Genomic DNA, 11,728 nt, shown 5'->3' with positions numbered 1-11,728 from the left:
ACGCCAGTGCGTGAAGCAGAGAACCACCTATTCGGGCTTTCCCGTCTGCCGCATCCGGCGGCAGCCGGGCTGTAACGCCCATGACTCGACTTCCTTCGCACATGGACCAGTCAGCTGTACGTGCTCTGTGGCACGACATGACCGTCGGTTTCTTGCGCCCCATCCTTTGTTTCACGCTCTCATGGAGTAGCAGCGTTTCCATCGAGTCATCTGCGCCGACAGGCGCAGCAGCACTCACCAGACTGCCATCTCGATCCTGTCAAACACCTTCACTAGCGTTGAATGATCGGGGAGATAAGCCGCGTCAAGGCCGATCTTGGCGAGTATTTGTGGCATCTCGCTCAAGAGATCGAGTGCGTTGCGGTAGGATTTCTCTAGGTAAATCCGGAGACAATGCAGTGAAACAACCGCGTAGTCGGCGAATCCGCCGCCGCGGCCATCAACAGCATTTTGAGCCGACATCACTACTTTCCAGTGAAGCGGGAGATTTTGGACAGAGAGCATGCCGCTTCCTGCTTCATCCTCCAATATTTGGCGGTTGAAGTCGCTGCCATCTTGCGATTCACCAGAGCCCATCTATCTAGAATTTAGATTAGCGCAGGATCTCTTCACAAGCATATGCCTGTCACAGGAGGGGTACATAAAATTCGCGAGCAATGAAGTCTGTTCTTGTCACATCCGTCGCGGCAGCGCTTCAGCATTTATTTGACGAAAAGTAATATATTGTCGTCAAGTCGATGGAAGAGACCTCGATATAGATGACTTCGATTATTTCCACATCGACTCTTGTCCATACGTAGATCTCGGTGTCTTTGACTTCATACGATCAAGCATTTTAACCACCAATTCATAGAGATGTCCAAAGTGGTTTATCGCTCTGAATGTAAGAAGAGTAATGGGACGTCTGGACGATATTTCCTTGGACGAACTTCACGATCTACGAGAGCAGACAGAGGGAGAAATTCCACGGAAACGAGTACTTACGGCGATCAGCCGCAAGCAAGGCGACAAGATCGAGACGCGAGCTGAGTGCCACGGAGTCGCCGAGAAGACCATCCGAAACTGGCTCGATCGGTTCGAAGAGGAACCGATCGAGCAAGCTCCGTATGACGCTCCAAGAGCTGGAGGTTCCCCCAAAAATCATTGCTGAGGAACGCGAGCAACTGGAGGTGGATCTCCAGAATCCACCAACCGACCTCGGTTACGATCGCCAAGCATGGTCGCCAAAACTGCTGCTTCACTACGTGAAAGAAAAGTTTGATGTTGAGTACACCGGGTGTTACACGCGGTCTCTATTGCACGAGGCCGACCCTGAAGAAGAAGCCGAGTTCAAGCAGACAGTCGAAAAAACGACCCGAACTGACCGACAAGACCGTCGTCGTGGTTGATCAGTTCACTAAGCAAGTCGGAACAGTTCAACGATGTGGATGGTATCCGATTGGCTCGAATCGGCGATAGAGACCTCGAATTCCTGGAAAAAGGTGACAGCATTCGGCGCTGTCACAGACACGGTGATAGTTTCTATTTCTGGACGGAAGAGAATCTGAACAGGTTTCACGAGATTCGGCTGTTAGAAGCGTTGAAAAAGAATTTGGAGAGGAGTTAGTGGTATTTCTTGATCGGGCAGGGTACTTCTATGCATGGAATCTCTGGGAACACGTTAGTGGTGAGCGGGCGACCGAAACTATCCCTGACAGTTTCGGTCGCCTGCGTGCGTAGAGATGATCTTGAGTGTGGTACTTTCCGTCGAAACTCCCGGAGCTGAACCCTGTCAAAGGCTACTGGGATCAGCTGAACGAGTAGTTTAAACACCGGCTGATCCCAGATCTCCCGATGCTGAGGCAACATATAGCGAGAGGGTTCTCACAAATCAACGAACCAAACATCTGGAACAACCTGTGTCCCTGATGAGCGGTAAAAGTTCATCTGCATCACTATCACTCGTGTGCAATTGCCTCCTTCACGTTATATTTGACATACTTATCACATCATGGGGAAGGTTTATTACTGCATCATCGTAATATGTATGTGTATGACACACAGGAGATCCGCTACCCGACGACGAGTCCTGTTTACAATTGGTAGTGCTGCTGTAGGTGCAACAGCTGGTTGCTTAGGAAACAATGGATCGGAAGAAGATACCATAGTAATTCCTTGGGGGGCAGGTGGCTCTACTGACACTCTTTTCCGAGAATTTGGGCCTCTTTGGGCTGATGAACTCGAAATATCCGACTTTAATTATGAGAACCGGGAAGGGGCAGGTAGTAGGCAAGGTATGAATTATGCCTTCACCCAAGAGAGTGATGGATCTACCCTTGTTGGAAATGCTATTACTGCCGCTGTCGGGGGGCAGAAAATGTATGACACGCGATATGACATGCGTGAATTCACTTCAATTGGATCGACCGTTGGATTGTTCCCAGCTTGGTATGCTGAACCCGACAAATATGATGATTTCAGCTCATTCGTTGAGGAGTTGAGAAACCCTGACTCTACGCCGGTGATTGCTTCAACTGGGAGAGGAAGTTTCAATGATATTGCACTTGAAATGACTCTCAGTAACCTTGATATCCCGACCGATAACTATCGAGTCTTGCCAACAGACTCTGGTTCAGCGGCCGCCCAAGCTCCCGCATCACCTGATGCTGATGCTGCTGTGGTCATTATGCAGCCATCATTACTTGGATATCTAGAAGATGGTCTTGCTGAAATATTACTGCACGCCCAGGATACTGAGGAAAGCAGTCTAGTACCCGAAGCACCAACTATACAGACAATAGATCATGATGTGCCTGAATTCACGGCTGAATATGGTGTCTGGGCTCCACCTGGTTTAGAAGAAGAAAACCAGACAACGCTTACAGAAACTATGCAGACTACTGTAGAAAAATCAGAGTTCCAAAATTGGGCTTCTGATCAAGGTTTCTCTATCATAAATAACAATGCTGAACAATTGTCGGAGTCAACTGACGAGATGTTAAACACTTTGGATGATTATGTGGGAAGAGTTGATGAAGGAATTTAAGAAAGATTAATACGATGTCTGTTAGTCGATAGTGGCGTTCTCGGGAAGGACGGTTCGAACGATTTCTCGGAGAATTTCTTAACCAGTTGGCGTAGGTTCGTTGTTGAAGTTTCCTCGCTTTCAAGTATGGTATCAGGTTGTCCTTTGAGACGCTTTAGTATCTCTCACAGATATTTCATCACTATCTAAAACATAAATAATTATTTCACAGGGATAGTTATATGAAAATTCTAATGGATCGTACGCGAAATCCAACAATATAGGGTGATCTGGTTCTCCTCGATAACCACGAGGAGTGTCACGGACAATTGTCAGCAGATTTCGCTGGATGACGTATTATTGACCGCTGTCAAGATCCACAAGTAGGAACCCGTGGCTTGTCCTCAGCGTCAGTACCTCACAAAGCGTCTCTGCTCACTCGGGCTGAAGCCGCAGTTTCATCCTGACCGGTAGTGATTGACGATAGTTCTGACCGAAGATCGAGCAGAGTCGTCGCTGTCGGCGGCGGTCAGCCGCCGACGCGACAGCGTTGCCACTCGCAGGAAGGCTGGCTCGGTTGGGCGTTAGCGGTGGAACCGATCGTTCGGTGGCCGATTTCAGGGACGGCCCGACGCACCGCGAGGGCCGTCCATGCTGCCCGGCACAGTATCTTGATGAACTCCTTGAACGACCAAGACCAGAGGCGACGCCCGCCACGGCGGGGTGTCGCCACGTATTCCTAATGAAGATACCGCCAAACGTTCTGTAACAGCAGACTCACCACGACGTACAACAGCCGACCCACCGGATTTTGCGTTGTTGTCGTTGCAATGCTTTGCTCGGAGAGCCGGTACGTCGCCTCGATACCGAAGCGTTCGCGTAGTGGTATCGAGCGTCGCGTGGTGAGTCGATGAACGGCGCGTCAGCGGCGTAGCCGTGACGCGCCACCCCATGTTCGTCGTATCGTCCGTTTTGGTAGGTACAGTCGATGTAGACAGGAAACTCGACGATCCAGCTGTGATCATCGAGTTTCGCCGTTAGATCGTGTTGGATGACGCGACTCCAGCCTTCCGAGAGTTCCTGCTTGATCGTCTTTCCCCAGCGGACAATCGGCATCACGTAGGCGTGGTTGTGTGCCTGGAGCAACGTGAAACACTTGCTGTCGTAGAATTCTCGATCAAGGTAGACGGCCTTGACGCGGAGGTCAAGGCCGTCGAGGATACCGAGAAACTCTGCAAGGACACTGCTGGCGGTGTCGCCGTCTTCGAGACGGTGCATCGCCAGCGTATAGCGTTTCTTCTTCACACGCGCATAGAGTGTGGCGTAGGCGTGGAACGCAGTAGTTCCACGTTTTGCTTCCGAGTGATAAAGGCTGTCCGTGTTGTCTTCATCACCGTAGTAGGGCCGCAGGTGGAGGTCTGCGACTATCTCCACCTGCTCAAGATGGACCTCAAGTACATCCTTCTGGAGAAGCGTGTTCTCAATATGTTCAACCGGTTTCAGGTCAAATTTCTCGTGGAGATGGTACAGAACGGTGTTTTGGTGAGGGAGTCTTCGCTGTCCTCACAGAGCTTAGAGACCGAGGTCCGTCGGCGCACGCGCCGACGAGGACCTCGTAGATATCCTCAGAATCGATTTCAGCGTTGTTGCCTAGATTGAGGCCAACTTCCTCGTCAAGGGTGTTGACAAGGAAGTTAAGAAGTTGGTTCTCATGGATTTCACTGTCTGCTTGCTGTTTGGAGTGTATATCCTCAGCAAGCAGACGTTCTAACTAAGCGGCTTTGTGAAGTACTGAGCGTAGCTTCCTAGGTCACGTTTCGAGAATCCACGTACAGACGCAGAATGTCTACTTTTTGGTATCGGGATATTGCTATCGCCAATGAAATAGATAGTATTTGATCGATTATAACAATATTTGGATGTATTAATTTGAATAATTATAGTACTGGTAACGAAGATCGCCAAGTTTAAGTAGCCTCGAATTATAATTCTCCTATAGGAAAGATGTCCATAGAACATAATACGTCAGGAGTATTCCACAGGTTGAAAGATAATATTGATGTCTTGATAGTTTTACTTTTTTTCATTTATCTGGGGACTATTGTAGTGGGATACCCTCAGACAGCTAGAGTTTTCCCATTAATATTTATCGCCATAGGAGTATTAGCTTTAACAATTGAGTTAGTGACGAATGTTTTTCTGCCTAAACCGTATAGAGATTCTGTCCAACAATATACACAAGGATTATCAGGTAATGTAGAAAGTTCCTTTACTGAATCATATGATGATAATAATGATAATAGGAACGAATTAGCTGACTTGCCAGGCATTACATTGAATAATACCTACCGAATTGCGCTCATATCTCTTCTAATCATTGGGTACGGTATTTCAACCTACCTAATTGGATTTTTACCCACGATACCTCTATTCACATTTTCTGCAATTTATTTGATTGGATCAAAAAGTCTAACAAGAGCAATTTTAATGACTATTATACTGATGGTGTTTATCTACATTCTTTTCGGGGAATTAATGAATGTACCAATCTTTGAAGCACAGTTGAGGTGGTTCTAATGATGGGCCTATTAAGCATAATTCCGGTAGATCTATTAAAGGAGGCAGGTACATTCATATTTGGACCTGAGAATCTAGCTCTAATTTTATTAATTACAATAATCGGAATTATATTGGGAGCAATACCTGGGGTGGGTCAAACATTAGCACTTGCACTCTTTTTCCCTTTCACCCTAACTATGGGGTCGGAACGAGCGCTAATGCTGCTTGCAGTATTGTATGGTGCAACCACGTATGGAGGAGCGATATCTGCAATTTTAATCCGAGTACCTGGTTCATCAACATCTATGGCATCGATTTTAGATGGGTATCCTATGACACAAAACGGGGAAAGTGCAAGGGCTATTGGGATATCTACAGTAGCTTCGTTTATCGGTGCGATAGTAGGCCTGATTGTCTTGATGCTAGTGTCTCCGTCATTGGCGAGATTTGCTGCCACCCTTGCCTCTCACGAAATATTCTGGCTGACCGTGATAGGATTTGCCACTGTGTCGTCGATTGTTCAGGGATCAATAATGAAATCAATTGTAGGACTTAGTTTAGGTGTGGTGTTTGCAACTGTGGGACCAGACCCAATCCTCGCTGTACCACGTTTCACTTTTGATACTTATTATCTTCAAGGAGGCATAAATTTAATTGTCCTATTTGTAGGCATATTCTCCATCCCGCAAGCAATTGATCTGGTAAACCAGTCAGCGATATCAGATGAAAGTGAGATGTCAGGACAACTCAGAACAGGCATATCTGAAGTTCTTTCGAAGCCTATAAAGACACTTCGAGGGGGTCTAATTGGCACTCTAGTCGGTGCCGTTCCTGGCGTAGGAGGTACCGCCGCTAATTTCCTTTCATATTTAACCGCTATGAAGACATCAAAAAACTCAGATAAGTTTGGAGAGGGTGCTCCAGAGGGATTAATAGCATCCGAATCCGCTAACAATGGAGCTGCAATGGGAACACTCGTCCCAGCAATCTCACTTGCCATACCCGGAAGTGCTACAGCAGCTATTTTTATAGGAGCTATGATTGCTCATGGGATCACCCCAGGAATCCAAGCATTTGAAGGGTCACTCCCATACATCATTTACATGAGTATATTCTTAGGTGCTGTTTTATTCTTGGTCCTGGGGTTATTTGGTGGCCCCTACTTTGCAAAAGTTGCTAAACTACCAAATGATGCTATGATTGTTGGTATTATAGTGTTCTCATTGGCAGGATCCTTTGCCGTACGAAATAATTTCTTGGATATCATGTTGGCGATCAGCATCGGATTCATTGGATATTTGATGATGGAAAATGGTTACTCTGTTGTCACATTTGTGATCGGCTATGTGTTATCTCCCATCTCTGAAGGAGCAATTCTGAGAGCATTAAGATCCTCTGGGGGAGATTTCACTGTACTCTGGTCCACCCCTACCAGTATTATCCTCATTATATTATCAGTGGTAATTCTCCTGGCACCTTTCATATCTAAAATCATATTAGTGGGTAAAGGTTTGATAACGGGTGAGAAATAGAACTGGCGTTGAGATATCCGGCTTAAACTCCGCGGTACTGTCTAGTTGAGCCAGTTTGAGAAGTAAGCAGGTCGTGATGTTGAGTTGGTTGATGCTCGCAGACCTGCTCAGCGAGAGCTATGAGGCGGATTTAGAAGAATCTTGGGAGAACGAGCGGACGGCGACGCCCGTCAGGGCGTTCGCCGTCCGCCTCCACCAAACCGGTTGTTCGCTTCGGGAGACAACAACGATTCTTGCTGAATTAGGCGTTGAACGCTCTCACGGAGCGGTCTGGAACTGGGTTCATCGGCTGGCTGACAGCGGACGCGACCCGCCGACGGCATCGCCGTCGTGGGTCGCTGTCGACGAAACCGCTGTCAAGATCAACGGAGTGGTCTTGGCTGTATACTGCAATAGACATCGAGTCAAAGTTGATTCTTGACGTTGAATTGTTTAGTCGACATGGCACTGATCCGGCGGCTGCGTTTCTGCAGAAACTCCGCGAGAAACACGATCTTTCCGAAGCTGAGTTTCTCGTCGATCAATTCGGCTATCGGACCGCCCTCTCTCGAGTCGGACTGAGCGGTCGGGTCAACTATACCGACCGAAACCTCATCGAAAAGTGGTTTCACACCCTCAAAATGCGGATCGACCGCTTTCATAACTCGTGGGTGGGGCAGTCGGTCGAGCATCCGCGAGTGGCTTGAACAGTTTATGCATTACTACAACCGTCAGAGACCGCACCAAGCTCTCAGTGGAAAGATACCGATTAATGAGGTGAAGAACTAGACGGTGCCAGTTGAGGATAATTGTAATCAACTACAAATAGATTTTTGAGTCCCACTATCACCTGATGATAGTTTCATCGTTCGACAGTTGTATCGGGATAAGAGATGATAGCAGGGAGATCTATTTAGGTCGGCCTGCGACTCGGTAATCGGCAAGACAATAGTGAGTCAACCTATGAATTATCTCGCCTTACGCTTCAACCGTTACTGGTGGCCTCCGCCCTGCAGCTCAGTAGGTAAATAATGTGGCAATTGCGGGTGAGGGAGATGGACGCCGAGCGCCATTACCCCGTGTGCGAACAGCACGTAGCCGAGGACAACGAACGCGACGCCGAGGACGCGGTGCAGCTGGGCCCTTCGGATCGGATCGAGTGAGCCGAGCGCGGTTCCGTAGAGAAAGACCGCCGGGACGGTCCCGAGACCGAACGCGGCGAGCGCAGCGATGCCGACCGTGGGAGAACCGACGGCGAAGACGTAGACGAACGCCGCGTACAGCATCGGGCACGGAACGAGGCCGTGAACCAGACCCAGGCCGACGATACCCGGCCCGTCGGCGATGCGACCGAGTCGATTCGAGGCATCGTTCACAAGCCGATCGATCGAAAGTCCCGGAATCGGAAGCTTGTGAAGGACGCTTCCGTGCCGGCCGACCACGGAACCGATTCCATGGCAGATGATGAGCACACCGAGGACGACGCCGACCGATCCGCGGATCGCATTCGTAACTGCTAGCAGTGTCTCCATCGTCAGATAGAGGACGCTACCTAGCGCTCCGAATAGCCCACCGAGTGCCGCGTAGCCCGTCGTTCGACCGAGGTTGAACAGACTATGTTGATATATCGCCCGTGTCGAGAGCCGGCCGCTTGAGGGATCGCGCGTCCGCGCGTCGTCGTACATCGAGACAACTGGACCACACATCCCGATACAGTGGGCGCCGCCGAGAACGCCGATCCCGAAGAACAGCGCGAGGTCGACGCGCGCCAGCATCGCCGGTTCGATCATCGCAACACCTCCCGTCTGATCGGACGAAATGTGAACGAAAGCAGTAGCATGTCGTATGAGCAACTGAGAGAGAAGGGCATGGAACTTCGTTACCACTCGACAGTTGTCGCCGAGGGCGTGCGTCGAGAACGCCACATGGCGGTCGATCGATAGAAGAAACGACGAACAGTAAAAATGGCCCTCGGATCCGAAGAGCGATCGATTGCGATGACGATCCCGTGCCCTCAGTCGTCGGCGGACGAGCAGCCGTCACCGGACGAACAATCGCCGTCAGGGCTGGTGATGTCGTACTCGGTGTGACACGGTTCGGGCGGGAGCGAGATCGACGGGTTGCTGTCGAGGAATCCCTCGGGCTTGAGGTGGAAGCTCGCGATTTCGACCGGCAGGATCGGCCAGTCTTCCACGCTCGGAACGTGATTAACCCCCTGCGTATACCAGACTACGAGGTCTTCGTCGACGAGAGATCGATCCTGTTCCGTCCATTCCGGAAGTCCTACCGTATCGTCGTTGAGGTTCGGGTAGTCACCCGCCGCGAATCGCTCGTCCTCGTCGTACGGCGTCACCCAGAAGTTGTTCTGGATGAATCCCGACCGTTCCATGTAACTCGAGGTCGGTTTCATCGGCGCTGAGACGTTGGTGTGGGGCTCGAGTTTGTAGCCGCAGCTACGCCCGTAGGAGTTTTCGGTCTCGCTGCTGGCGATCCGCCAGTAGCGCCCGCGGAGTGGATCGATGTCTTGGCGCGCCTCGTTCTCTCTCTCCAGTAACGTCTCCTTCGCCCGGAAGGCGTTCTTCCGGTTGCGTTCGCTGCCCGTCGGTTCGTTGTGCACCTCGTAGGCACGCATCGGGCTGTCGTCGATGTCGAAGTCTAGCCGGAAGTTGAAGAAGTGCTGGTGGATGGGGGCTTTCACCTGCGGCGCGACGAGCGCGTACTGACCGTACGTGTCTTCGGCGGTCTCGTCGGCCGGGACGACCCCGTTTGAGTCAATGCCGGTCAGTCGCACCTCCGCTTCGATGCTCCCGTCGGGGTAGAAGTACCAGTAGAATCCGTAGTCGTAGTTGTACACCGTCGCAATGAACGAGATGACGAGGCGGCGGCGGCGGCGAACCTCGGTGTGGGGTTTGCGCTCATCGGTGTGTTTCCAGAGGATCCCGTCGTCCTCCTCGTGCATACAGATCGCGCTCTCAAGGGTTTCAGCTTCACCCTCGATGGTGTTCATTTCGACGTCGAAATACTTCATAACGCCGAGGCAGTCACAGCCTTCGGTCAGCCGGTTGGCCATCCGACCGACGTGGTACTCGCCGATGTCGAAGGCGTTCTTCCAGGAGTGGTTCGGGTCCGGATCGCCGTACGGCACGGCCATCTCGCAGGCAGACGCGCGGTGGAGAACCCGGCGCGATTCGTCGCCGTCGTCGAATTTGACGTCGTGGAAGACGAGCCCCTCACGGGCAGTCCAGTCGACGTGCATTTCCCAGTCGAGCCACTCGACTTTGTTTCCGTCGACCTCCCAGCTGGGGCCGTCCGGCTGAACGACGTCCAAGTGCTCATAGTCGTCCCTTGTTTCAACTCTGTCGGCCCGGTAGTCCGCGTCCTCGGGCGGGAGCGGACTGTCCGGATCGGGAACGCCGTTGTCCTCGATCTCGACAACTTCCATCTCGTCGAGGTCGACAAATGCGAACAGACCCTCGATCGGTCGCGCCCGCCCATTGTCTTTCTCGCTCGTTCGAATCCACGAGATCGCTCGACAAAGGCGTTTCCCCTCGTGTTCCTCCGGTTCGAACCCGCTGGCCGCCCAGGGGTCTACCATGACGAGGTCGAAGTTCTCGACGCCGCGTTTCGCCGCCGCCTCCCGCCATTCGGGATCGTTCTTGACGACCTCGCGGGCCTCTTCGATCTCTTCGGGCATCACCGCGGGCTGGGCTTCGGGCAGATGCTCGTACTCAAGGACGGTGTTTTCGGTTAGCGAAACGGTCCCCTCGTACGTCTCGCTATCTTCCCTCGCGACGATCGCCGCCTTTCGATCGAACGTGTCTCCGGGTTCGAATTCCCTAACGGCGGCCTTGGGCGGCTCCTCGAGCGTGATGTTGTGGTACTGGATCTCGCTGCCGAGATCCGTTTCCGCCTCGAAGACGTCGGCAGCGGTTTCGATTTCCTCGGCAGTGAGTTGATCGAGTGGATGGTCGACAGATACGGGTTTTCGTTGCTTACTCATGGTTTGATCTGGCCCGATCACCGGACGTTCGTCGAGTGAGCGAGCCGACGGTCTACTCTGTGGTCGGTTTCGTATTGGGGATTGTTTACAACCCAGGCGTAGTAAGCGGCGAGACGGGACCGATCGCGTGGGACCGGCGGCTATCGACTCAGATCGAAAGCGGCGAAAACGGAACGTCTCGCGGCGAAATCGACGGTCACTCGCCGGTCAGCGAGAACGGATTGCGTCCGGTGGATTGACTGGCGGCCCTTCCTCAACGACCGCCTCTACGCGATCGACCGACACCGATCGAACGTCGGTCGCCGTCAGTAGATCCTCGAGACAGGTCGCAAGCGCCAGTTCGTGCCGGAACTTGCCGACGGCGAACACGTTCGGCGTCCCCGACACTTCGTAAACGGTAACGAAGGCCGGACGCGCTTGGAGTCGCTCGATGCAGTGATCGACGACGGCCATATCGACCGTCAGCCAGATGACCGCGGTGCGATAACCGAGTCGGTCGTAATTGACGCGGACCGCCACGTCTTTGAGCGCATCGTCGGCCTCGAGCAGCCGCAAGCGCCTTCGGATGAGCTTCGTCGTCCCGTCGCGGTCGGTCACGTCGCCGTTTCGTCGGCAGGCGTCGACGAGTCGATCGTCGAATCGATCCATGGCCGA

Annotated in this window: 7 protein-coding genes and 3 pseudogenes; 5 read left to right on the top strand and 5 right to left on the bottom strand. The window is 51.9% G+C overall.

What is annotated here, in order from left to right; genetic code table 11:
* Positions 1 to 237 precede the first annotated feature (237 nt).
* Positions 238 to 497: pseudogene (locus tag FEJ81_RS20640) on the bottom strand (IS5/IS1182 family transposase); the annotation flags it as partial.
* 609 nt (positions 498 to 1,106) lie between these two features.
* Here FEJ81_RS20640 and FEJ81_RS23930 point away from each other — a divergent pair.
* Both FEJ81_RS23930 and FEJ81_RS20625 read left to right on the top strand, forming a co-directional pair.
* A complete protein-coding gene (locus tag FEJ81_RS23930) occupies positions 1,107 to 1,388 on the top strand; it encodes a hypothetical protein (protein WP_229504815.1) in 282 nt (93 codons plus the stop codon).
* Between the two features lie 644 nt (positions 1,389 to 2,032).
* The gene (locus FEJ81_RS20625) at positions 2,033 to 3,025 is read left to right on the top strand and encodes a tripartite tricarboxylate transporter substrate-binding protein (RefSeq protein ID WP_175416516.1); all 993 of its coding nucleotides are present in this window, start codon (positions 2,033 to 2,035) and stop codon (positions 3,023 to 3,025) included.
* Between the two features lie 563 nt (positions 3,026 to 3,588).
* On the opposite strand, the pseudogene FEJ81_RS20620 reads toward FEJ81_RS20625, so the two are convergent.
* Positions 3,589 to 4,751, bottom strand: a pseudogene (locus FEJ81_RS20620) (ISH3 family transposase).
* Positions 4,752 to 5,008: 257 nt separating this feature from the next.
* Between FEJ81_RS20620 and FEJ81_RS20615 the strand changes: the two are divergent.
* The 3 genes and pseudogenes from FEJ81_RS20615 to FEJ81_RS20605 all read left to right on the top strand — a co-directional run bounded on the left by FEJ81_RS20615 (position 5,009) and on the right by FEJ81_RS20605 (position 7,863).
* Positions 5,009 to 5,581 (top strand): tripartite tricarboxylate transporter TctB family protein, encoded by a 573-nt coding sequence (locus FEJ81_RS20615; RefSeq protein ID WP_138247096.1) that lies wholly within the window; start codon positions 5,009 to 5,011, stop codon positions 5,579 to 5,581.
* A 2-nt stretch (positions 5,582 to 5,583) separates the two neighbouring features.
* Complete coding sequence (locus FEJ81_RS20610; protein WP_205522425.1) at positions 5,584 to 7,095, top strand: tripartite tricarboxylate transporter permease; 1,512 nt, start codon at positions 5,584 to 5,586, stop codon at positions 7,093 to 7,095.
* Positions 7,096 to 7,186: 91 nt separating this feature from the next.
* Positions 7,187 to 7,863 (top strand): annotated as a pseudogene (locus tag FEJ81_RS20605) (IS6 family transposase).
* 203 nt (positions 7,864 to 8,066) lie between these two features.
* Here FEJ81_RS20605 and FEJ81_RS20600 read toward each other — a convergent pair.
* The 3 genes from FEJ81_RS20600 to FEJ81_RS20590 form a co-directional block, all read right to left on the bottom strand.
* Positions 8,067 to 8,861, bottom strand: a complete 795-nt coding sequence (locus FEJ81_RS20600; RefSeq protein ID WP_138247180.1) for a sulfite exporter TauE/SafE family protein — start codon at positions 8,859 to 8,861, stop codon at positions 8,067 to 8,069.
* 227 nt (positions 8,862 to 9,088) lie between these two features.
* Positions 9,089 to 11,074, bottom strand: coding sequence for a primary-amine oxidase (locus tag FEJ81_RS20595; RefSeq protein ID WP_138247094.1), 1,986 nt, complete (start codon positions 11,072 to 11,074; stop codon positions 9,089 to 9,091).
* Positions 11,075 to 11,281: 207 nt separating this feature from the next.
* Positions 11,282 to 11,722 (bottom strand): hypothetical protein, encoded by a 441-nt coding sequence (locus FEJ81_RS20590; protein ID WP_138247093.1) that lies wholly within the window; start codon positions 11,720 to 11,722, stop codon positions 11,282 to 11,284.
* Positions 11,723 to 11,728 lie beyond the last annotated feature (6 nt).

The organism is Natrinema versiforme (genome assembly GCF_005576615.1).
GTDB classification, from domain to species: Archaea; Halobacteriota; Halobacteria; order Halobacteriales; family Natrialbaceae; genus Natrinema; species Natrinema versiforme_A.
This window is presented reverse-complemented; position numbering and strand designations above follow the sequence as displayed.